The following is a 23912-nucleotide window of genomic DNA, read 5'->3' on the forward strand; positions in this document are numbered from 1 at the left end:
TTATTCAATAACCACTTTCTTTCTTTTTTGTGCGTTAGAATTCGCATCTGTAACCTCTACAATATAAATTCCAGAAGCTAAATTACCAGCATCAATGTTTTGAGATTCTAAACGTGTATTTCCGTTAAGAACTTCTTGTCCTGCAATATTCAATATGCGATAGTTAGCCTCTCCTTGAAGATTAGAAATGGTTACTACTTTGTCTTTACAACCGATAAACATGGAATTTAAAGCAAATTCGTCCGTGCTTAATAAAGATGTGTCAACCGAAAAATCATCAATCATAAATCCAAATTGATCGTTAGATATACAGTTTATACTAAAGTAAACAGCAGTGTCGTCGTAAGTTGAAGGTAAGCTGGCAGTGAATTGTCTCCATGTATTGTCGTTTGGCGGAACACTTTCTGGATTCGCAGAAATAATTGTAAAGCTAGCTGGTGACGTATCTGTGGTAGATATGCCTACAGTAAACATTTCTTCTGAATACGTTGCATCACATGCTTTATACCAAAAAGAAACAGTATTTCCACTGGCTGCTAATGTTACTTGAGGAGATATTAGCCAGTCGTTATTCACAACGCCTCCAGCAGGTACAGCAGCAAAACAAACCATTCCTTTGGTGCTATTGTACCCTTCCCAGTTGCTCGTAGCTGAAGAGGTTAAAGGAGGTGTCGTAGCTGTGTAATTAAATACTTGAAATGATTTTGCACTTGCGCTTTCAGGAAACGTTACACCATTGAAACCATATGTAGGTAATCCGTCTACATCAATTAAAGTCCATGATCCTACACCAGTAATAGCAAAATCTGTATAAGATTCAAAATCATCTTCAAACAAATTTGTTTGAGCACTCAACGAGTAGCAAATTAATAAGCTTAATAGTAAAGTAATTTTTTTCATAATATTATAATTTTCGAGATTAATATATAAAAATACAAAATTTTAATTATTTAAGCGATTTTCGTACGATTTTAACATGTCACCTAATTTGTAGTTATATCATGTTAGTGTTTATGCAGTTCTTTCAATTACGTCATTATTTCAATAATCCTAATGGCTGTTTGCAATTAGTAGAACATGGAAACCATGGTATAGCTTATTATCTGATTTAATAGTAAATGTTTGAAGTTTGCAGATAAAAGTCCATAAAAAAAGCGCTACTTTAATTAAAAAGTAGCGCTTTTATGTTTAATTAAAATAGTCGTTATTCTTTAACAATTTTAATAGTTTGCTTTTTACCTTCAGCCGAAATATTCATAAAGTAAATACCATTGCTTAATGTTGATACATTAATTGTATTATTTATAATATTTGCTTCATTTACTTGTAACACACGTTGACCTAATTGATTAATTACTTCAACGGTATTAATGTTTAAAGTCGTTTTAATAGTGACATTGTTGTTGACTGGGTTTGGGTAAACTGAAAACAATTCAAGCGTTTTTGTGTCAACAGATAAAGCTGGATCTACTTCTGTTGTAAAACTCCATATGCTAGATCCCACTGCTTCTCCAGCAAGATTTTTAGCAATTACTTGCCAGAAGTATTCTGTAGAGTAATCCATACCGGTAATATTTACCATATCATTTGGTGTATTCCCTAGTAAATTAAGATTATTAGCGGCATCACCTAAATAAATATCATAAGAAGTTGCAGCATCGCCAGTAGTAGCTGGCTCCCAATCAAAAGCAACTAGAAAATTACTAGCACTGTTATCTATAACCACATCAACCGCTCCGTCTGCCGGTGTTGGTGTTATTGCTGGATTTGGAACAGAACCTGTTGGCTGCTGAACCATTACATTGTCTAATGTCCAATAATAAGACCAGTCGCCTACCCATCTAAATCTAACTTGTGCATTAGTTACACCAGCTAATTCAGCAGAAACATCAATTGTTACAGCGCCAAGAGTAAAATAGTCAGGCGCAGGTACTGTAGTCTCATCATAAACAGCAACTTGTACCCATGATGTACCATTATACACTTCTACATAACCTTCTCCGCCATATTCTGTAAGAATAAGATGATTAAAAGTTAATTTTATCACGGTTAATGCTGAACAATCAAAAGCAGGACTTATTAAAGCCGCATTTTCTGGTGCACTATCATTACCATAAGCATCACTATTGAACATTGGATAGCTGCCAGAAAATCCAGCCGCACTGTATAAAACATCATTTGCCGCACCGAAGAATGGCGCTTCTCCACCTGTTTCAAAAGTCCAAACGCCTCCAGCTGCTAAATCCGTGTTAGACCAACCTGTTGGTGTAGAAAGACCAGCATTAAAATTTTCGTCTAAAACAACCTGTCCAAAAGAAAAGGAAATAGACAATAGAAATAAAAATAAAGTAATTTTTTTCATGTTTGTTAATTTTAATTTTAAAAAAAAGTTAACGCCAAAGGTATTGTTTATTTTCACAAATCCCATAAGATTTAGGCTACAAAATAAATTTCTAAAAAGCTACTCGAATCCTTTTATTGAAAGGCCTGTATCAGGAAAGCAGGAGTTCACTGATTTCGTGTTAGTTATGCCGTTTTTATTTAAGATTTGGGTTCTAACCTTCAAATTCAAAACACCCTTAACGGACAGTTGTTATGGAATATTTTAAATATGTGTCTACCAGAATCAATGTTAGTTTTTCACAGGCTTTTTTAGTAATTTCGCCATTCCACAATAGCCATATTTGCTTTTGAAAATAGTAGAACAAATAAAACAGCCGGTAGATTATGAAATGGAACTTTTCGAACAAAAGTTTCAGTTGGCTATGTCTTCTAAAGTGGCGCTGCTAAATAGGATTACCCATTATCTTGTTAATAGAAAAGGAAAACAAATGCGACCTATGTTTGTGTTTTTGGTTGCTAAAATGGTTTCCAATGGCGAAGTTAGTGAGCGTACATATCGTGGTGCATCCGTTATAGAATTGATTCATACAGCAACTTTGGTTCATGATGATGTGGTGGATGATAGTAATAGACGACGTGGTTTTTTCTCTATAAATGCGCTTTGGAAAAATAAAATTGCCGTTTTAGTTGGCGACTACCTGTTATCCAAAGGTTTATTACTCTCTATTGATAATAATGATTTCGACTTATTGAAAATCATTTCTATTGCTGTACGTGAAATGAGTGAAGGTGAATTGCTTCAAATAGAAAAAGCCCGAAAACTCGATATTACCGAAGCTATTTATTATGAAATTATCCGTCAAAAAACTGCAACTTTAATTGCAGCTTGTTGCAGCTTGGGTGCCGCATCAGTAAAACCAGATTCAGATCATGTAGAACGTATGCGTAAATTTGGAGAGCTTATTGGTATGGCGTTTCAAATTAAAGATGATTTGTTTGATTATGGTACCGAGAAAATTGGTAAACCTACAGGTATTGATATTAAGGAACAAAAAATGACCTTGCCCTTAATTTATGTTCTGAATACCGTTTCTAAAAAGGATAAAAATTGGATTATCAATTCCATAAAAAATCATAATAAAGATAAAAGAAGGGTAAACGAAGTCATTGCATTTGTTAAAGAAAACGGTGGTTTAGATTATGCCATTGTTAAAATGAAAGCCTTTCAAGAGGAAGCTTTACAAATACTTAATACCTATCCCAAATCCGATTTTCGCGATTCATTAGAACTTATGGTGAATTACGTTATTCAACGCAAAAAATAAATTTTTTTTAGCGTCAGGCAACCTTTAGTATAAAATTTGCGTCTTTATTAATAGAAGCTCTAATGAAAGCAATTTTGAAGGTTATTCAACTACATAAAAATAATACGACCCTTATTAAAAAGGCGGCTAAAAATGATCGCGAAGCGCAACAGGTGCTTTTTGATACTCATGCGCCTAAAATGTTAAGCGTTTGCAGATATTATGTAAAAGATTTCCAAAAAGCCGAAGAGGTCATGCTCAACGGATTCCTTAAAGCATTTACACATTTAAAACAATTTCAGGACACAGGAAGTTTTGAAGGTTGGTTGCGAAAAATAATGGTTCGTGAAGCTATTTCTTATTTGCGTCAAGCTAAAAAAATTGAATTTCCAGTAGATGATTTAGAATCTAACCAATACCAAGAAAGTTATAATAATGTGCATAGCAATATGGATGTGGCTCAAATTCAACAATTAATTGATGAGCTTCCCGAAGGTTATAAAATAGTTTTTGTTATGTATGCTATTGAAGGCTACAAACATCAAGAAATTGCAGATATGCTTAGCATTACGGAAGGCACCTCTAAATCACAATTATTTAAAGCACGAAAGCAACTTCAACAACAATTACAAGTACTTAATTCATCGCATTATGGCACCAAATAAATTTGAAAATAATATAAAGAAAACATTGGAGGAACGTCAAATTCAACCGTCTTCTAATGCTTGGAATCAGTTATCGGATTCATTGGATAAACAGAATAAAAAATCATCAAATACATATATCTGGTTTATGGGTATTGCAGCAAGTATTATTGGTTTGTTGTTTGTGGTGAATACTTTTCAGCCTTTTCAAGAAATAGAAAACACATCAAATCCAGTGGTAGTCGAAACATCTTCTGAAAATAATCTGGAGATTGATTCCAAAGTAGAAACAACAAAAATGGTTACTATCTCTGAAGAAGAGAATAAAAGCCTAGTTGAAAATTTAGCGACGGATATTCCCACTAACAATCAAACGTCAAAAAGACAAAAAGTATCAGCTAAACGTTATACATCGGTTGATAAAAATGAAGCGCGTGAAATGACTACAAATAATACGAATGTAGTCGAAAAAATATCTAATAAATCTAAACAAATAATTAACAATAATACATCTGAAAATACGATAGCCCAAAGCGAAGTTTCCAACGTGATTGTTGATTCCGATTTAAATTCGGAAGTAGATGCCTTGTTGAAACAAGCAACATCCAAGGTTTCGTCTGTTTCAGGTTCAGAAGAAACAGACTATAATATTAACCCAAATAATTTATTAGAAGACGTGGAAATGGATTTGGAAAAATCATTTCGAGATAAAGTTTTTGAAACAATAAAAACAAACTTCACCATTGTAAAAACAGCGGTTGCCGACCGTAATAATTAATAATTCATCAATTTCAAATCAAACAGTTATGCAAAACAGTATCAAGTATTTAGTAGGCTTTATGCTCACCTGTGTCGTATATGTTAATTACGCACAAGAAGTAAATAACAGCGAAAAAATTGAACAGCTCGAGAACCAGAAAACGCTAGTTCAAAATGAAGAAAAAGAGCAGTTAAAACAAGCCGTAGAAGCTATTAATGTCCGCTTGGATAATAAGGAAATTTCTTATGAAGAAGCTTCCAAATTAAAATCAGCTGCGGCGGAAAAACATGCTTTAAATATTGAAAACAGATTAGCAATTATTGATAATCGTAAGGCATTATTAGAACGTAATGCATATGTTACACAGGATACTGGCGCTAATCTAGACGGTTTTACACTCGAAATTGGAAAAAATAAAGATTCTGATGAATACGACTTAAAGAGTATTTATATTGGCCCAAAAACAAAAAAGAAACCTGTTGTTTATGACCGAAGAACTACGAGCGATTTAGTATTTGCCATCGGGTTTAATAATGCTATTATTGATGGGCAATCCTTAAACGATTCCCCATATAAAATAGGCGGTTCAGGATTTGTGGAATTAGGTTGGGCTTGGAAAACACGTATTTTTGAAAACACGAATGCCGTTCGTTTTAAATACGGTTTATCTGTGCAATGGAATAAATTAGACATTAAAGATAATTTGTATTTCACGGAAGAAAATGACGTGGTTACACTGGAAGAGCACCCACTAAACTTAAGTAAATCGAAATTTAGAACAACCAATTTGGTCATTCCAATGCATTTTGAATTTGGACCATCTAAAAAAATAGAACGTGATGATTACTTTAGATATTCTACTTATAAGAAATTCAAATTCGGAATAGGAGGTTATGGTGGTATTGTCATGCAGTCCTTACAAAAATTAAAGTATGATGAAAATGGCAGTAAGCAAAAAGATAAATTTAAGGATTACAACACCAATAATTTTGTGTACGGTTTAAGTAGTTATGTGTCTTGGGGAAATGTTGGTATTTATGCTAAATATGATCTATCAACCATATTTAAAGATCAAGCCATTGATCAAAACAATATTTCATTAGGATTGCGCTTTGATATGGATTAGATATAAGTGTTATTTGAATTAGTAAAAAAGGCTTCAATGTAATTGAAGCCTTTTTGTTTGTTGTTATTTAATTGCTTTTTCCAAAGCATCTTTACCGCCAACTATTGGAAGTTGTAACGTTGTATTATCTAAATCAATAGTTAATTCCGTTCCAGGTTTTGGCAATATGGTGTATTGATTATCACTAGAAAAAATCATTAATCCAATTTGTTGTCCTTTAGGAATAACTTGATCATCTGGTTGTAAATCGAAATTTACAGTATAAAACTTACCGGGTTTCAATGGTTCACTCTCGGAAATAGATTTATGGTTCTGAGGGTCTGCCCAACCACGCGTTATAATGTTGTCCGTAATTTTTGCGCCTTTTTCTCCATTCCAAGGTAAAGACACTAACCAAACAGATAAATTGGCTGCCGGTTTACTGCTAGCAAGCGTAACGGATATTTTGGCTAAACCAGAAATATGTAAGTCTTCCGTTAAAGTTGGTAATGCGTATAATAACCTGTTTTTAGATTCCGTTGCTTGTGCTAAATCTATTCCCGAAACTGTTGCGTCATCAACCACTATTTCGTGTCCTTGTTTTTTTGCTGCTATAGGTGTTAAACGACCTGCAGTCATGCCACCTTTTCCTAAATGAAGTGTTACATCCTTGGCATCAGGATTTGGATAATCTTCATAAGCAGTAGGTTCTTGTCTGTCGTCATTTTCACGAACAATCCATGCTTTCGCATCATTTTCTACACCATTATCAACACCATGTAAATAATGTGTAAACCAACGATTCATCATAGACATTGGAGGTGGACCTCCATGACCAAACTGGTGATAATAAATTTGTACCGGTAATCCCATGTCTTTAGCGGCTTGATAAATCCGGTAGCTGTGTTCTGGCATCACATTCCAATCGTTAAAACCATGAGACATCAATAAAGCGGCTTTCATAGGTTCCATCTGATTTAAATAATCACGTCCAGCCCAAAAATCATTATAATCGCCTGTTACGCGATCCATGCCATTTTTCATCTCCGTATCGCGAACCATCTTATTATTATAAGCGCGTTTTGATTCGTCACCACTATGAATAAAATCATATAACACATCAATATCTTCACCAAGATAACCACCCGGAGAGCGTACCAAACCATTGGAACGATAATAATGATAGTAAGATGTATTTGGTGCTACAGGAATTATAGCTTCCAGACCTTCAACACCTGTTGTAGCAGCCGCCAAAGGAATAGTTCCGTTATAACTTGTTCCAGTCATACCTACTTTTCCAGTACTCCAAAATGCGTCAACGGTTTCATTACCATCTGGTGTTGTATAACCTTTAGCACGTCCATTTAACCAATCAATAACCGCTTTTGGTGCTAACGACTCATTGATGCCACCAACAGTAGGTGAGCCTTGTGATAATCCCGTTCCGGGCGATGAGGAATGAACCACAATATAACCACGTGGAACCCACGTACGAATTTGTGAATTTGAAATAATAGGTCGTTCACCAGTACGTTTTACCTCTACTCTGGTTCTTGGCTTTTCTACCGCTCCAAGTTCATGATTTACATTCCAGAATAAGCCATCAACTTCACCAGCAACACCAGCATAATATGGACTAGATTCATATACAATTGGTAGCTTTAAGCCTTCGGTATCGGTTTGTTTAGGTCGTGTAACTGCTACATGCATCCGGTCCATTTTACCATCACCATCGGTGTCAAAGGTAGTTTCAACCCATAGGTCATGACGAATCCAATCATCTACATTACTAAAGGCTTCAACTATTTGCGCTTCGCCATTTTCAAAAACAGGAACTGCTTTTTCTTGTGCTTGAACATTGTAAAGCCATAGAAAGCTTAATAAAACGAGAAGTGAATATGTGTTTTTTTTCATAAAAATAATTTGTAAAAAATAAGTAGAACAAGTTAGCTGTTTTTATCAACAATCTCAAATTAGGGTTTGTAATAAATTTTAATTCCTATAAGTTTATAGTACTTTTACCAATCTTAAATTCACTTTGTAAATTGATATCAAAATCCACCATAGACCAAGTATTTGAAACTTCTCGTGTAGAGGAGGTTATTGGCGATTTTGTACAATTGAAAAAATCGGGTAGTAATTACAAAGGTTTAAGTCCGTTTAGTGATGAACGTTCACCAAGTTTTATGGTGTCGCCAGTAAAGCAAATTTGGAAAGATTTTTCAAGTGGCAAAGGAGGGAATGCTGTGGCTTTCTTAATGGAACATGAACATTTCACCTATCCAGAGGCTATAAAATATTTAGCGAATAAATACAATATTGAAATTGAAGAAACGCAGCAGTCTAATGAGGAAAAGGAACAGGCTGATGCGCGAGAAAGTTTGTATTTAGTAAGTGAATATGCGAGCAAGTATTTTCAAAACATCTTACATAAAACAGATCAGGGAAAAGCTATTGGTTTAAGTTATTTTAAGGAACGTGGTTTTACTGAAGAGACGGTCAAGACCTTCGATTTAGGGTATTCTTTAGATGAATGGCAGGCCTTTACCGACGACGCTTTAAAAAAAGGCTATCAATTAGAATTTTTAGAAAAAACGGGTTTAACCATTGTAAAAGGCGAAAAACAATTCGATCGATTTAAAGGTCGTGTTATGTTTCCTATTCAGAGTATGAGTGGTCGCGTTTTAGGATTTGGAGGCCGTATTTTAACAAGTGATAAAAAAGCAGCCAAATACTTAAACTCACCAGAAAGTGACTTGTACCACAAGAGTAAAGTGTTATATGGTATTTTTCACGCCAAGCAAAGTATTGCTAAAGAAGATAATTGTTATTTGGTAGAAGGGTATACTGATGTTATTCAGTTTCATCAACGTGGTATTAAAAATGTTGTGTCTTCATCAGGAACGGCTTTATCGCCAGAGCAAATCCGATTAATAAATAGGCTTACCAAAAACATTACCGTTTTGTTTGATGGTGATGCGGCAGGTTTGAGAGCTTCCCTACGTGGTATTGATTTAATCTTGGAACAAGGCATGAATGTTAAGATTTGTACGTTTCCTGCTGGTGATGATCCAGATAGTTTTGCCAAACAAAATACATTGGAGGAAATCACCACGTATTTAGAAGATAAAGCACAAGATTTTATTCAGTTTAAAGCATCGCTTTTGGTTAAAGAAGCAAAAAACGATCCTATAAAAAAGGCCGAAACCATCCGTGATATTGTAAACAGTATTGCAAAAATTCCAGATCGGATAAAAACGGAGATTTACATTCAGGAATGTGCCCGAATTATGGATATCAGTGAATCGGTTTTGTTTAGCACTTTGGCACAAATAACAAAAAAGGAAACCCAAGAAACTAATAAGCAGTTTAAGCAAGAGCAAAAAGCTTTTGATGTTATAAAGAATGAACAACAGTCTGCAAAAAAGGTTGATGTTCAATATGAATTAGAACGGAAAATTATTCAAATTCTCTTACTTTATGGGAATAAAACGGAAGATTTTGAAGATTTAATTCTGAAGGAAAACGATACGAATGAATTGGTTTTGGAACCTGTAAAGCACCAAGCAAAAGTATTTGAAAAAATATATTTAGACTTACAGGAAGATGAAATGCAATTTACTAATGACACCTTCAAAGATTTATATTATACCATTATTGAAAGTTTAAATCAAAACCCAGATTTACAAATTGAGAACATAGTTAATACAGTTGAACCTTTAATGGCTTCGGAAATCACCACTATTTTAATGGAAGACGAGCGTCATTCGCTTTCAGATTGGGAACGTAAAAATATTTTCCCAAAAGCTAAAAACACGACTGTTTCACAATTAGTTAGCGAAACTATTTTAAGTTTACGCTGTTATTTAATAGACTTGAAAGTGCGCGAATTTCAACAAGAAACGTTAAGTAATAAACTTGAAACGAACCGAAACATTTTAGAAGAAGTCAAGGATTATTCGAGTTTAAAAATGCTGCTTTCAAGAAAGCTTAATCGCGTTTTATAACTCTAACAGTTTTGCGCGACTAATTAAATCAACAATATTACTGACATTTAATTTTTTCATGAGTCGTGCTTTATAAGTGCTCACGGTTTTTTCATTAATGTCTAATTCTTGAGCTATTTCTTTGTTCTTACGGCCTGAAGCTAATAGTTTTAAAACTTCAATCTCGCGCATGGAGAGCTTCTTATAATAGGAGCCAGATCTAGAACCACGTCTTTTCGAGGACATTTGCTCGGCAATGTCATTACTTAAATAAACACTTCCTTCATAAACCTTTAAAATAGCTTCTTTAATGGTCATAATATCTACACTCTTCATCAAGTAGCCTTCAGCACCAGATTTAATGGTATTTATAGCATAAATTTCTTCTGGTTGTGCACTGAACATGATGGTTTTAACTTTCGGAAATTCTTTACGTAAACGACGCAAAGCCGTAATACCATTTAGTTTAGGTAAATCTATTTCACTTAAAATAATATCAACAGGATGTTGTTTTAGGAAGTCAAAAATGGCTTCGCCATTATTGACACCGCCTACAACTTGAATCTGTGGTGAGGTTACAAATAATAGTTCGAGCCCTTTTCTAACAATAGGGTGATTATCTACCACCAACAATTTGATCATAATTATTAAATTATAAAATTAATACTAATGAGGCGTTGCTATTTGTTGAAAGTATATCATAAAGATAGGAAATATCTGAAACATTTTTAATTATTATTTTAAATTATTTGGGATTTCACAAATTGGTATCGCATTCATTTTATGCTTATTAGCATTATTCAAGCGTTTATATATTTTGAAAACAGTGTGATTCCGGCCTTCAAATTCAGTCTCTTTTCTCCCAGCTTCATCCATGGTCATGGCCCATTCTAACTCGGGATAAGAGGCGCCAATCTGGTCTTCGTCACTTCGGGAATCGCCAAATAAACCATCACTTGGCGCAGCCTTCATTATGGTAGCAGGTACGTTTAAAAATTGACCTATAGCATAAACTTCAGATTTCATTAAATCGGCAATGGGGCTTAAATCCACACCGCCATCACCATACTTGGTGTAAAATCCAACGCCAAAATCTTCAACTTTATTTCCTGTTCCTGCAACGAGTAATTTTTGCAGTCCAGCATAGTAATATAGCGTCGTCATGCGTAATCGTGCGCGCGTGTTTGCTAAAGCCATATCTACAATGTCTTGATTGCCTTCTAAAGAAACTTCGGTTTTAAATTCTTCAAAAACTGGTGTTAAATCGGTTTGGGTATCGCGAACGTTTGGATATGTTTTCTTAAGAAAGGCTATGTGTTCTTGTCCACGTGATACGTGGCTTTGTGCTTGATGGATTGGCATTTCAATACACAAAACATCTAAACCTGTCTTGGCGCAAAGGGTTGAGGTCACTGCCGAATCTATTCCACCTGAAATACCTACAACAAAACCATTAACTTTAGCGTTTGTAGCATAATTAGTGAGCCAAGTTACTATGTGATCGATAATTTTTTCTGTTTGCATTTAATGGATTTTTTAAACAAAGTGATGTACCTTTGCCTCACAAAAATATAGCAATCGTTGGACTAATAAAAATTAACAACCTATAAGTTTTTTATGAAGTATTTAGTAAGTTTTCTTTTAGTTTTCTGCCTCTTTTCTTGCGAACAAGAAAGCCAAGTTGAACAGGACATTGAAAAGATAGATGTTAATTTTACAGTGGAACGTTTTGATAAGGCTTTTGGAAATGCAACTCCTGAAGAATTGCCAAAACTTAAAGCTGCTTTTCCATTTATGTTTCCAGAGCAGTATCCTGATGAGTTTTGGGAAGCACGAATGCAAGATACGTTGCAACAACAATTAATGACAGAAAGTAGTCAAATTTTTGATGATTTCAGTCAAGAGAAAGATGACATTACTAGACTTTTTCAGCATGTAAAATTCTATTTCCCAGAATTTAGAATTCCGCGAGTTATTACAACCACATCATCCGTAGATTATAGAAATAAAGTAATTGTAACAGATACCTTAGTGTTAATTTCTATTGACACGTATTTAGGAAAGGATCATAAGTTTTATGATGGAATTTCAACTTATTTAAAAGCTAATTTTGAAAGGAATCAGATGGTGGTAGATTTAGCTGCTGCTTATGCCGAAAAACAGGCCTATCAAACGGCAAGAAAAACCTTGTTGGACGAAATGATTTATTATGGGAAACAGCTGTATTTTAAAGATATGATGATTCCATTTGTTTCAGATGCTGATAAAATAGGCTATACAGAAACGCAATTAGAATGGGCCGTTGAGAACGAATGGTTTATTTGGAATTATTTTATTGGCGAAGAATTGCTGTATGATACCAATGCCAAATTACCATCCAGATTTATTAATCCTGCGCCTTTCTCCAAGTTTTATTTGGAGCAAGTAGATAATGAATCGCCAGGTAGAGTTGGTCAATATATAGGTTGGCAAATAGTTAAATCCTATATGGCGAATAATGATGTAACTATAAAAAGTATGTTAACGGCAGAACCTTTAGAAATTTTTAATAATAGTAAATATAAACCAAAAGATAATGGCTAATTTGAAATCAACGATAGAGCTAACAGTTGAATTAGATGAAAATCGTGTACCCGAACATTTAACCTGGACAGCCCAAGATGGTGGTATAGATAATGAAGAAGCAAAAGCAATGTTACTGTCTGTTTGGGACAATAAAAAGCAAGAAACGTTGCGTATTGATTTGTGGACTAAAGATATGCCTGTTGATGAAATGAAATTGTTTTTTCATCAAACTTTAGTTGCTATGAGTGACACGTTTAATCGTGCCACTCAAGATGAAAAAATGACGGCAACTATGAAGGATTTTTGCGATTATTTTGCTGAAAAATTAGAGCTAAAGAAATAGGAAAACGTTTTAAACAGCTTGTTGTTACCTGATAATCATTTAGAAAAACATTCGTTTTTCATTTTAACGGAAAAACTTGGGAACATGCTTATATTTGAATTGCAATGAAGAAAACGCATCACGCGTCACGTACTACTTCGAATTTATAATAAAGCTGGCTTCTACTTGAATCAACCAATCAGCATCCGAAGAGTGTGCAACATATTTATAAACACTCCCTTTTAAATTAAGTGGTAAATAGCGGTTTTGGGTAATTAATTTTCCTACTCCAGCTCCTAATGGAATAGTCCATTGCTTATTGCTCTCCGCATTCCAGTTTGCAGTAATATTGGGGCTAGAATAGACATACCAACCGTTTTTTAAATTCTTTGATAGTATAATTTCAGAATTCAAAAAATTAACCTTTTCTGTATTACTATTTCCCGCAATCGACAGAAAGTTTTGTAGCCTAAACCCGTAGGTAAAAGTATTTGCTTGCTTTATAATGACAACTGTTGGACTTACAGAAAGCTTATCAAACCCTAAAGATTTATTAATCGATGGAAACAGAATAGCAGGGCCAAATCCCCAAGTAAAATTGCTGATTTTTGAAGGTGTTATGACGGACATAATTTGGATATTTCCAAAACCATTTTCATAACCTCTAATTGAAGGCGCATTTATCACTGGTATTTTAACGTTATTTATAAGGAGCCATTTTTGAGATATTGCCGTAGGAATTGTGGTTTGTAATTTTAAAACATTCATATTTTCATTAGAAATAGAAAGATTATAATGAAGTGGAATAACCGCCAAATTGGCAATTGGACTTTGTATTTTGTACTCAAGACTTGTGAGATCGGAATTATAATCTTCAGAACCGAACTTTTCTTGTGTGTAAACAGGAAGTAGAAATAACCAAAAACATAGCAATAGTGTAAATTTTTTCATAACTGTATTTTTAAATTAATACTGAATTGAATTTATTGACTTACGCTATAAGTAATCAGAGAGTATTATAAAGATAGAAAAACAAATTGTAATAATTTGATAATCATACATTTAAATATAAAATTAATTTTACTTTTTTATGAATTAAAATTTTAATACGTTTCTAGTTGAAGAATATTTAATGAAATGAACCTACAGATATATGATGCAAAATTACATCAAGTATGCTTACCACTCATTAATCCGATTAGAATCCAGCTTAATAAAAATAAATAGTAAAATGGTAAAGCCCCAAAGTCCGGAACCACCATAACTAAAAAAGGGTAGTGGAATACCAATGGTAGGAATTAAGCCCATTACCATGCCTATATTAATCATGAAATGAAAGAATATTATGGAGGCAACGCTATAACCATATACGCGACTAAATTGCGATTTTTGGAGTTCCGCCAAATGGAGGATTCGTAATAATAGGAGCACAAAAACTAACACGACAAAGGTGGTTCCTGCAAAGCCCCATTCCTCACCAACAGTACTAAATATATAATCGGTATGTTGTTCGGGAACAAATTTTCCAGTGGTTCGTGTGCCTTCTAAATAGCCTTTGCCTTTCCAGCCACCAGAACTAATAGCTTTTTCAGATTCATAGAGATTATAAAGAATGTCGCGTTGCATTTCTTGAATTTTCACCGGATCCTTCTCTAATCGAAGCCATAAACTAATCCGATCCTTTTGATGCGCTTGTAAAATATTCGTATAAAAAAAGTTTATTGAAAAGGAGATAATAGCAGCCGCAATTAGCATAGCTAATGGTTGTAATAACGATGGTCGCCGTTTTCTTAAAAAATGAAATGCAAATATTAAAACAGCCGAAGCTACAATAGTAATTATAATGCCAAATTTTAAAGCGGCTATAGATATAAATGCCAAAACTAAAACAATAGATAAGTAAATTTTTGGTAAGCCTTCTCTATATAAAACAAAGAAAAAAGAGGTGTAAACAAGTGTGCTTCCAGCATCGTTTTGCATGAGCACTAAGATAGCAGGAAGTGCTATTATAATGCAAAGGCGTATTTGATCTTTAAAGGTCTTAATATCGGTATTTAAATCACTAACATATTTGGCAACCGCTAAAGCTGTGGCTGCCTTAGCAAACTCACTAGGTTGAATAGTCATACCACCAATACCATACCATGAAATAGCGCCATTTACTTTTTTTCCAAAGAGAAACAACCCAATTAAGGATAGCATGCTAATCAGGTAAATAACACTCGAAAACCGTTCATAAAATTTGGCTTCAATAGATAATATTAAGACAATAAGAAAAAACGTTAATATAATAAAAATGAGCTGCTTGCCGTATGGCTGCGAAAAATCAAAATAATCTATAGTTTCACCAATATGAGAAGCTGATAAAATGTTCATCCAACCAAACCCAACTAACATCATAAATAAAACGATGGTAATCCAGTCAAACTTAAAATATCTGTTTGTTTCTCTTGTCATAAAAATTAATTACTAATGTAATTTGCTTTTTAATTTTTCAACTTCTTCAGGTGGAATTGGTTGAAAAGTGGATTGCCTATTAATTTTGAATGGTACACCAGAATACGGTTTCAAATATTCATGTTCCAGACTATAGGTTAAAATCCAGTCTTGTAAATCGGTTCTTGTAATGGTTTCATTAATATATTTTTCAATCATTAAACTGGCAATTTTTCCAGCATAAGTAGAACCGTAATGGCCATTTTCAACAAAAACAGCAATGGCAATTTTAGGATCATCTTTAGGTGCAAATGCTATAAATAAGGAATGATCTGTTAATTGTGTTCGTTTGCCTTCTATTATGGCAAAATTTTCGGCAGTTCCCGTTTTTCCACAAATTTCAATACCAGGAACACGCAATGAACGTGCAGTTCCATTATTTTCATACACATCAAATAAGCCTTCTACTACAGGTTCAAAATATTTTTTATCAACGGTTGTATAGTTTGGTGTGGTAAACTTCGGGTCTAATTTTTGACCTTCAATATGCTTAATAATATGTGGTGTATAATAAAACCCGCGATTCGCAATTGTAGCGGTCATATTGGCTAAATGTACAGGTGTGACTAAAATTTCACCTTGACCAATGGAGTTTGAAATAATAGTAGTAGCACCCCAATTAAAATCGGGATACCATTTGTCATAATACGCACCATCTGGAATGTTTCCTTTTTTTCCGATAGGTAAATCGGTTCCTAAAAACTGCCCTAAACCAAAGCTTTTTACATGCTCGCTCCATATATCCATAGCTTTGCTAGAATTAGGAACAATATCCAAACTACGTCTAAATATGGTGGCAAAATAGGAGTTACAGGATTTAGCAATACCCGTTACTAAATCGCGATTGCCACCACCGCAGTGGCATGCCATTGTTCCCCGACGGCCATAACGGTAAACACCAGAGCAAAACACGTTAGTTTGTGGTGTAATTACGCCTTCTTGTAAAGCGGTTAAGGCAACAATAGCTTTAAAAGGCGATCCAGGTTCGTGAACCCTTAAAAGTCCTTTGTCTATTAGTGGTAAATGAATACTGTCATTATATAATTTGGTGTAGTTTCTAGAGCGTTTTCGTCCAACCAATAAATTTGGATCATATGAAGGTGCTGAAACTAAAGCCAAAATCTCACCCGTTTTTGGTTCTAGAGCAACTATACCACCACGTTTGTTGGACATGAGTAATTCACCATATTCCTGTAATCTTTGGTCAATAGTAATGGTGATGTCTTTACCTTGTTTAGGTATGGTATCATGAATGCCTTCTTGATATGGCCCAATATCCCGATTGAAACGATCTTTTTGAATGAATTTAATACCTTTTACACCACGCAACTCTTCTTCATAAGATAATTCTACACCTTGCTTTCCAATTAAATCACCCATAATATAATAGGGATTTTTTTCAATCTGACTTGGCGTAGCTTCAGCAATAAAACCTAAAACATTGGCGCCAACCGTTGTTTGATAATCACGAAGCAGACGTTTTTGAATATAGAACCCTTCGTATTTTCGCATTTTTTCTTGCAACACGGCATAATCTTCTTTTGATAAATGGGCTATAAAAACATAGGGTAATCTAGGCGAATAATTATAAGCACGCTTATAGGTTTTTATAAACTGCTCTTTTGTTATTTTTAAAAGTGAACAAAATTCGGTTGTATCCAATGGTTTTACGTCACGAGGGATAACCATCACATCATAAGATGGCTGGTTGCCTACTAAAAGCTTATTATTTCTATCGTAAACAAAGCCACGTTTTGGGTAATCGTATACTTTACGAATAGCATTGTCATTTAGGATATCATGCGCTTCTGCGGAATATATCTGCAAATAGAATAGCCTACCAATAAAGGTAAAACCTACTAGAATAATAATAAAAAAGAGTAAAAATTGTCGCATTAAGTTTTCCTACTGAATAAAATGGTTGTTATTAAACACAGTATAATAGTGAATATACTTGAAAATAACGTTTTTTGGAGCACCAAAATTATGTCATTAAAGTTAAATATTTCTAAAGCGAATAGAATGAAGTGGTGAATGAGAATTAAGATGACAAAATAAATGACTTTGGCTCCAAAATCGACATTTTTAAACTTAATAGTATGATGCTCATAGACTGATCCAAAGCAGAATTTAAGCACAACGGGCCTAATAAATGCTGTAGTTACTGCTGCAGCGGCATGAATACCTCCTGAATCTAAAAAAACATCAATTGTCAATCCCAAGGCAAAACTTAATAAAAGAAAAATAAGGCGGTTGTTATTTACAGGAAATAGTAAGATAAAAATAACATAAACATACGGATTTATAAACCCTAAAAAGTTAATATGATTTAATACCAAAACCTGCGCCAAAACAAGCACAATAAACTGAACGCTAAATAAAAGGACGTTATTATTCATTGTTAGGTTTTAGTAAACTGTTTATCTCTGATTTGTCAATATTTTCTATAATGTACACATATTCAATATCGGTCATGTCATTAAAAAGCTTGACGTCTATCGTGTAGAAATTTTCAGCAACATCTAATCTGAAATCTTGAATCGTTCCAATAGGAATTCCTTTTGGAAAAATTACCGAACGCCCAGAAGTTACAATAGTATCACCTTTTTTTAAGGGTGCAATTTTAGAAATTTCATTCAACTGAACAACGTGTGGCGATTTGGTATCCCACATCAATGATCCAAAATGATTGGTGTTTTTTAATTGGGCACTAATTTTAATGTTGGTATTTAAAATGGATAAAACCGTTGCGAATTTGTTGCTCGTTTGATCTACTATTCCTAAAATTCCATTTGGTGTAATAACACCGAAATCTTGTTGAATGCTATCACGTTTTCCGCGATTAATAAGTAAGACATTATTTTTTACAGAATAACTATTTTTTATCACACGCGCCGTTGTAAACTTATAATTCACACCTGAATAAATACTGTCTGATCTAAAACTAGAGTTAATAGTATCGTTTGGCGTGTATAGAATAGAATTTAAACGTGCGTTTTCTTCTTGTAAAAGTTGGTTTTGCGATTCTAAATTGAAATAAACGGTTAAGTTATTTACGGAATTATAAACACCGCCTGTAACAAAATTAGCCGAATTTATAAACTTACTTTTATGATAAGAATGTGATTGAATAGTGAAAACAACGGCAATAAAAAGCAACAGGAAATACAACAAAAAAGTTTTGTTTCTTAAAAAGAATTTAATGATTTGTTGCATGATTTAGTATGCTATTTTATCAAGACGCTTTTAAACTTTGATAAATTTTTAAGAGTGATACCTGTTCCACGTACTACTGCACGTAAAGGATCTTCAGCAATGTACACTGGTAAATCCGTTTTTTGCGATAAACGCTTATCTAATCCACGAAGCATAGAACCACCACCAGCTAAATAAATACCGGTATTATAAATATCGGCAGCTAATTCTGGAGGCGTTTGAGATAGTGTTTCCATAACAGCATCTTCAATACGTAAAATAGATTTATCAAGTGCTTTAGCAATTTCACGGTAGGAAATTTGTACTTGTTTTGGCTTACCTGTTAGTAAATCACGACCTTGAACACTCATGTCTTCTGGAGGTAATTCTAAATCTTCGGTAGCAGCACCAATTTGAATTTTTATTTTTTCAGCAGTACGTTCACCCACATATAAATTGTGTTGTGTACGCATGTAATAAATAATATCATTAGTGAAAACATCACCAGCAATTTTAACCGATTTATCACAAACAATTCCACCTAAAGCAATAACGGCAATCTCGGTAGTACCACCACCTATATCCACAATCATGTTTCCTTTCGGTTGCATAATATCCACGCCAATACCAATAGCTGCAGCCATAGGTTCGTGAATTAGATAGACTTCTTTACCATTAACACGTTCACAAGATTCCTTAACCGCACGCATTTCTACTTCTGTAATGCCTGAAGGAATACAAACAACCATGCGTAAGGATGGTGGAAATAATTTTTTCTTAAGGGCAGGAATATTTTTTATAAACAGACTTATCATTTGCTCACTCGCATCAAAATCAGCAATTACACCATCTTTTAGTGGTCTTATTGTTTTAATGTTTTCATGAGTTTTTCCTTGCATTAAGCTGGCTTCTTTTCCAACGGCAATTATTTTCCCAGAAATTCTATCGCGTGCAACAATAGAGGGACTATCTACAACCACCTTGTCATTATGAATAATAAGAGTGTTTGCAGTACCTAAATCTATCGCAATTTCTTCGGTTAAGAAGTCAAAAAATCCCATGTGCTTAAGTCGTTTATTTGAGGGTTGTTAATCAAATCTTGTAAATGTAATAAAAGTATTGCAATTATTATCTGTGGTTTACTTTTTGGATGATTTTTATATCTATTTTATTTGAAATTTCATTGAAAGCAAAAATGAATTTCACTTTCATAAAAATATTAGTGTTTAAAATGACGTGTTCCTGTCATAACCATGGATACATTATTTGCATTACAATAATCCACACTTAACTGATCTTTTATAGAGCCACCTGGTTGAATAACTGCTGAAATTCCTGCATTATCAGCAATTTCAACACAATCAGGAAACGGGAAAAAAGCATCACTTGCCATAACAGCACCTTTCAAATCGAAATTAAAAGATTGTGCTTTATGAATAGCTTGATTTAAAGCATCCACACGACTGGTTTGTCCTGTTCCACTAGCACATAATTGTTTGTTTTTTACTAATACGATGGTGTTGGATTTAGTATGCTTGCAAATTTTGGATGCAAAGATTAAGTCTTCTAACTCACTTTCGCTTGGATTATTGTTGGTAGCATACGTTAAATTCGTAATAGTATCTGTTAAACTGTCACGCTCCTGAACCAAGACACCATTTAAACAAGTTCTAACGGTTGTTTTTGGTAGGGCAATATCATTTTGAGTTAGTAAAATACGGTTCTTTTTACCTTTTAAAATTTCTAAAGCTGATTCAGAAAAAGAAGGTGCTATAACCACTTCACAAAATAAACTATGAATATCAGTTGCCGTTGCGTCGTCAATTTCGGTATTAGAAATTAAAATGCCTCCAAATGCCGAAACAGGATCGCCAGCTAAAGCATCCGTATACGCTTGTTTTACGGTGTTTCTTTGTGCGAAACCACAGGCGTTATTGTGTTTTAAAATGGCAAACGTTGGCGCTTCACCTTTAAATTCGTTCATTAAATTTACAGCAGCATCTACATCTAATAAGTTGTTGTAGCTTAATTCTTTGCCATGAAGCTTGGTAAACATAGCGTCAAAATCGCCAAAGAAAAATCCTTTTTGGTGTGGGTTTTCGCCGTAACGTAAAACTTGACCATTGTTTTCACTTAATTTAAAACTGGCAATCTCATGATCCTGGTTGAAATAATTAAAAATAGCCGAATCGTAATGAGATGATACATTGAAGGATTTTGCGGCAAAACGTTTTCTGTCTGCTTCCGTTGTTTCCCCTTTTTGAGTTTCTAGCAACTCTAAAAATTCGCTGTAATCATTTACTGAAGCGACGCAAACCACATCGGCATAATTTTTAGCTGCAGCGCGTATAAGTGAAATACCACCAATATCAATTTTCTCAATAATATCTTGCGTATCGGCACCCGAAGCTACCGTTTTTTCAAAAGGATATAAGTCTACAATTACTAAATCTATTTGCGGAATATTAAATTCTACTAATTCTGCAACATCACTTGCATTATTTTGTCTGTTTAAAATACCGCCAAAAACTTTTGGGTGTAATGTTTTTACGCGACCACCAAGAATAGACGGGTATGAGGTTACATCTTCAACAGGAACGACAGGAATGCCTAAATCCTTAATGAATTTTTCGGTTCCTCCTGTGGAGTAAATCGTAACGTTTTGTTGGTGTAATGTTTTTACAATTGGCGCTAATCCATCTTTACTGAAAACAGAAATTAATGCCGATTTAATAGTTTTAGTTGTACTCATGTGTGTTGTGTTGTTTTATGCCTGCAAAAGTAGGGAATTACATTAAAAAAAGTTGTTGTGTTTCGGTTTAAAACACAACTGTTTTTCAACTTAAAAAGGAAGTTATTAACAGTTATAAAATTGTAGCAACTTTTTTACAGACAAACTCCAAAAAACGTTCATCCATATCTGTAAATGGATCTGCTGTGTTGGAATCGATATCAATTTGTCCAATATTCTGACTATTCACAAAAATAGGCACGACAATTTCAGCCTTTACAGTTATGCTACAAGCAATATAATTATCTTGAGCTGACACATCGGGAACCACAAAATTCTGATTGCTAATGGCAACTTGACCGCAAATACCTTTTCCAAATGGAATAATGGTATGATCTGTAGGCTCACCAACATAAGGTCCTAATTTTAATTCGTTTTTATCACCATTTTTAAAATAAAAACCAACCCAATTATAATACGGAATTTCTTTTTCAAGTAAAGCGCAAACGGCTAACAATCTGTCATCTACAGGTGTTTCTGTTTGTTTAATAATTTCAGTTACTGCAGGTTTTAATTCTTGGAGTGTCATTAGTTTTTTAAGTTTCGGCAAAAGTATTTAAATTGCAGTGATTTATACGTGTCAATTTGTATAACTTTAACAACGAAAGGACTAAAATTTAAGCGTGAAAAAACTACTTCAAAAATACAAATCCGTTATTAAGTTTATTCTCACGTTTTTGTTGGTTTATGCGGTTTTGACGTTTGGGTATAAATTTTATTTGCAATTATCAACTGGGGAAGTCTATTATCCAGATTATATGACACATATTGTGGCGCAACAAAGTGCAGATTTGTTGCAAACATTGGGTTATGAGGCGCACGTTTTACCACATCCAAACGAAGCGTCCATGAAACTTATGATCAATGAGGAATATGTAGCACGTGTTATTGAAGGGTGTAATTCGGTAAGCGTTATCATTCTATTTATGGCATTTATCCTGGCTTTTTCAGGCCAATTTAAAACAACCGTTATTTATATTTTAGCCGGAAGCGTTTTAATTTATGTTGTCAATTTGTTTCGTGTGGTGATACTTTCCGTTGGATTATATCATTATCCATGGCGAAAAGATATTTTGCATACCGTCATTTTTCCTGCCATTATTTATGGTATGGTTTGCTTGCTTTGGGTCGTTTGGGTTAACCGATTTTCAAAAATAGCATCCAAAAAATGAGTAAAGCATTAACTTATTTAACCATTTGTGTTTTAGCTACATTGTTAGTGTTAATCCGTGTATTTGAACAGCAGTTGTTTTATGATCCGTTTTTGGCATTTTTTCAAAACGATTATCTTTATATTGATTCACCAAGACGTGAAGTATTTAAGCTCACCGCTTTTACCAGTTTGCGTTTTCTACTGAATACGGTTTTGTCTCTCGGTATTTTATTTGCCATTTTTAAAGATGTTAGCGTGCTTAAATTTTCGGCTTTGATTTATGGTGTTGCTTATGTGATACTCATTTTATTATTTTTGTATTTTGTAATTAATCCGAAGCAAGATGATTACTATTTGTTTTTTAATACGCGACGCTTTCTAATTCAACCACTTATTTTATTACTACTTATTCCGGCTTTTTTCTATCATAAGAAGAATGCCTAGCATTAATCAGCCTAAAAAATTATTTTATCAAACCCATTTATTGTAAATTTGCAGTGCAATTACGGTATGATAAAAACACTAGTATATAAATCATTTTCTGCAAGCATGGCTTTGTTAGTCTTGTTTTCAACAGTATCTTTTACTGTTGAAAAGCATTTTTGTGGCGATGTTTTAATAGATGCAGCCGTTTTTGATACCGCTGAAAAATGCACATCAGACAGTTATGAGCTAAAAGCAGCCATGGATTGCTGTAAAGACACGATTGATGTTATTAAAGGTCAAGATGAATTAAGTGTGAAGACGTTTAATGACTTAGATTTTGACCAGCAGTTGTTTTTAGCGACCTATACGCATACCTATATAAATTTATTTGAAGGACTGCCACAATTGGTTATTCCTCATGAAAATTATCTACCTCCCAACTTGATTTCCGATATTCAGATTCTGGATCAAGTTTTCATCATTTGATTATTTAACGATTTTTATTTTATGAGTTTTGAACTCATAAAATGCCATTGATTTTGTTATTCAATGTTTTTCATTGATTAGCAAAGCAACTTATAAATACGTTAAATTTTAATTCAAAATTACTAATGATACAAACATATACCATTTCAGGTATGACTTGCAGTGGCTGTAAAAATTCAGTTGAAGATGCGCTAATAAAATTGGATGCAATTCAAGATGTTCAAGTCAATTTGGAATCTTCAGAAGCAAGTATTACTTTGAAAAACGAGATAGAATTGCGCACATTACAAGAAGCACTTCCTAAAAATTTCACCATCAAACCAAATCTTTCCTAAC

The 23912-nt window shown here is 33.9% G+C and carries 24 protein-coding genes; 11 read left to right on the top strand and 13 right to left on the bottom strand.

Annotation, left to right across the window (positions count from 1 at the left end):
- The gene (locus ES675_RS05660) at positions 1 to 900 is read right to left on the bottom strand and encodes a T9SS-dependent choice-of-anchor J family protein (RefSeq protein ID WP_066248490.1); all 900 of its coding nucleotides are present in this window, start codon (positions 898 to 900) and stop codon (positions 1 to 3) included.
- A gap of 304 nt (positions 901 to 1204) precedes the next feature.
- Positions 1205 to 2362, bottom strand: a complete 1158-nt coding sequence (locus tag ES675_RS05665; protein ID WP_170244072.1) for a T9SS type A sorting domain-containing protein — start codon at positions 2360 to 2362, stop codon at positions 1205 to 1207.
- 328 nt (positions 2363 to 2690) lie between these two features.
- On the opposite strand from ES675_RS05665, the gene ES675_RS05670 reads away from it, so the two are divergent.
- From ES675_RS05670 to ES675_RS05685, 4 genes are all read left to right on the top strand, one after another.
- On the top strand, positions 2691 to 3668 hold the full coding sequence (locus tag ES675_RS05670; RefSeq protein WP_066248499.1) for a polyprenyl synthetase family protein: 978 nt from the start codon (positions 2691 to 2693) through the stop codon (positions 3666 to 3668).
- A gap of 62 nt (positions 3669 to 3730) precedes the next feature.
- Complete coding sequence (locus tag ES675_RS05675) at positions 3731 to 4312, top strand: RNA polymerase sigma factor (RefSeq protein ID WP_231931256.1); 582 nt, start codon at positions 3731 to 3733, stop codon at positions 4310 to 4312.
- Positions 4299 to 5069 (top strand): hypothetical protein, encoded by a 771-nt coding sequence (locus tag ES675_RS05680; protein ID WP_066248504.1) that lies wholly within the window; start codon positions 4299 to 4301, stop codon positions 5067 to 5069. Before ES675_RS05675 ends, ES675_RS05680 begins: the two co-directional genes overlap by 14 nt.
- Before the next feature lie 28 nt (positions 5070 to 5097).
- A complete protein-coding gene (locus ES675_RS05685) occupies positions 5098 to 6177 on the top strand; it encodes a hypothetical protein (protein WP_066248506.1) in 1080 nt (359 codons plus the stop codon).
- Between the two features lie 63 nt (positions 6178 to 6240).
- Here ES675_RS05685 and ES675_RS05690 read toward each other — a convergent pair whose 3' ends face one another.
- The gene (locus ES675_RS05690; protein ID WP_066248509.1) at positions 6241 to 8070 is read right to left on the bottom strand and encodes a Xaa-Pro dipeptidyl-peptidase; all 1830 of its coding nucleotides are present in this window, start codon (positions 8068 to 8070) and stop codon (positions 6241 to 6243) included.
- Positions 8071 to 8201: 131 nt separating this feature from the next.
- Between ES675_RS05690 and dnaG the strand changes: the two genes are divergently transcribed.
- Positions 8202 to 10163 (top strand): DNA primase, encoded by a 1962-nt coding sequence (gene dnaG, locus ES675_RS05695; protein ID WP_066248512.1) that lies wholly within the window; start codon positions 8202 to 8204, stop codon positions 10161 to 10163.
- Here the strand turns inward: dnaG and ES675_RS05700 are convergent.
- Complete coding sequence (locus ES675_RS05700) at positions 10158 to 10784, bottom strand: response regulator (RefSeq protein WP_066248514.1); 627 nt, start codon at positions 10782 to 10784, stop codon at positions 10158 to 10160. The two genes, dnaG and ES675_RS05700, sit on opposite strands and share 6 nt — an antisense overlap.
- Before the next feature lie 93 nt (positions 10785 to 10877).
- Positions 10878 to 11666 carry an NAD(+) synthase gene (nadE, locus tag ES675_RS05705; protein WP_066248518.1) on the bottom strand — a complete coding sequence of 263 codons (789 nt, stop codon included), beginning with the start codon at positions 11664 to 11666 and terminating at the stop codon, positions 10878 to 10880.
- 93 nt (positions 11667 to 11759) lie between these two features.
- Between nadE and gldB the strand changes: the two genes are divergently transcribed.
- Both gldB and gldC read left to right on the top strand, forming a co-directional pair.
- Entirely contained in the window at positions 11760 to 12725 is a 966-nt protein-coding gene (gldB, locus tag ES675_RS05710) for a gliding motility lipoprotein GldB (protein WP_066248520.1), read from the top strand.
- Positions 12718 to 13050, top strand: coding sequence for a gliding motility protein GldC (gene gldC, locus ES675_RS05715; RefSeq protein ID WP_066248523.1), 333 nt, complete (start codon positions 12718 to 12720; stop codon positions 13048 to 13050). The genes gldB and gldC overlap by 8 nt, the downstream gene beginning before the upstream one ends.
- A 132-nt stretch (positions 13051 to 13182) precedes the next feature.
- Here the strand turns inward: gldC and ES675_RS05720 are convergent, their stop codons facing one another.
- The 8 genes from ES675_RS05720 to ES675_RS05755 form a co-directional block, all read right to left on the bottom strand.
- Entirely contained in the window at positions 13183 to 13980 is a 798-nt protein-coding gene (locus ES675_RS05720) for a neuromedin U (RefSeq protein ID WP_066248526.1), read from the bottom strand.
- A gap of 228 nt (positions 13981 to 14208) precedes the next feature.
- The gene (gene rodA / locus ES675_RS05725) at positions 14209 to 15486 is read right to left on the bottom strand and encodes a rod shape-determining protein RodA (RefSeq protein ID WP_066248529.1); all 1278 of its coding nucleotides are present in this window, start codon (positions 15484 to 15486) and stop codon (positions 14209 to 14211) included.
- A 12-nt stretch (positions 15487 to 15498) separates the two neighbouring features.
- Positions 15499 to 17421 carry a penicillin-binding protein 2 gene (gene mrdA / locus ES675_RS05730; protein ID WP_066248533.1) on the bottom strand — a complete coding sequence of 641 codons (1923 nt, stop codon included), beginning with the start codon at positions 17419 to 17421 and terminating at the stop codon, positions 15499 to 15501.
- Positions 17421 to 17924 carry a rod shape-determining protein MreD gene (locus tag ES675_RS05735; RefSeq protein ID WP_066248538.1) on the bottom strand — a complete coding sequence of 168 codons (504 nt, stop codon included), beginning with the start codon at positions 17922 to 17924 and terminating at the stop codon, positions 17421 to 17423. The genes mrdA and ES675_RS05735 overlap by 1 nt, the downstream gene beginning before the upstream one ends.
- On the bottom strand, positions 17917 to 18741 hold the full coding sequence (gene mreC / locus ES675_RS05740) for a rod shape-determining protein MreC (RefSeq protein ID WP_066248543.1): 825 nt from the start codon (positions 18739 to 18741) through the stop codon (positions 17917 to 17919). The genes ES675_RS05735 and mreC overlap by 8 nt, the downstream gene beginning before the upstream one ends.
- 11 nt (positions 18742 to 18752) lie before the next feature.
- Positions 18753 to 19781, bottom strand: a complete 1029-nt coding sequence (locus ES675_RS05745; protein ID WP_066248546.1) for a rod shape-determining protein — start codon at positions 19779 to 19781, stop codon at positions 18753 to 18755.
- 158 nt (positions 19782 to 19939) lie between these two features.
- Positions 19940 to 21472 carry a bifunctional phosphoribosylaminoimidazolecarboxamide formyltransferase/IMP cyclohydrolase gene (gene purH / locus ES675_RS05750; RefSeq protein ID WP_066248550.1) on the bottom strand — a complete coding sequence of 511 codons (1533 nt, stop codon included), beginning with the start codon at positions 21470 to 21472 and terminating at the stop codon, positions 19940 to 19942.
- Positions 21473 to 21584: 112 nt separating this feature from the next.
- Positions 21585 to 22040: a GAF domain-containing protein gene (locus tag ES675_RS05755; protein ID WP_066248553.1), complete on the bottom strand. Its 456-nt coding sequence runs from the start codon at positions 22038 to 22040 to the stop codon at positions 21585 to 21587.
- Between the two features lie 94 nt (positions 22041 to 22134).
- On the opposite strand from ES675_RS05755, the gene xrtF reads away from it, so the two are divergent.
- The 4 genes from xrtF to ES675_RS05775 all read left to right on the top strand — a co-directional run bounded on the left by xrtF (position 22135) and on the right by ES675_RS05775 (position 23911).
- Entirely contained in the window at positions 22135 to 22683 is a 549-nt protein-coding gene (gene xrtF / locus ES675_RS05760) for an exosortase family protein XrtF (RefSeq protein ID WP_066248558.1), read from the top strand.
- A complete protein-coding gene (locus ES675_RS05765; protein WP_066248560.1) occupies positions 22680 to 23108 on the top strand; it encodes an exosortase F system-associated membrane protein in 429 nt (142 codons plus the stop codon). Before xrtF ends, ES675_RS05765 begins: the two co-directional genes overlap by 4 nt.
- Positions 23109 to 23174: 66 nt before the next feature.
- Positions 23175 to 23576 (top strand): HYC_CC_PP family protein, encoded by a 402-nt coding sequence (locus tag ES675_RS05770; RefSeq protein ID WP_231931257.1) that lies wholly within the window; start codon positions 23175 to 23177, stop codon positions 23574 to 23576.
- A 125-nt stretch (positions 23577 to 23701) separates the two neighbouring features.
- Complete coding sequence (locus tag ES675_RS05775; RefSeq protein WP_066248563.1) at positions 23702 to 23911, top strand: heavy-metal-associated domain-containing protein; 210 nt, start codon at positions 23702 to 23704, stop codon at positions 23909 to 23911.
- Position 23912: the final 1 nt, after the last annotated feature.

The sequence above is a fragment of the Algorimicrobium algoritergicola genome (assembly GCF_008086165.1).
Taxonomy (GTDB): Bacteria; Bacteroidota; Bacteroidia; order Flavobacteriales; family Flavobacteriaceae; genus Algorimicrobium; species Algorimicrobium algoritergicola.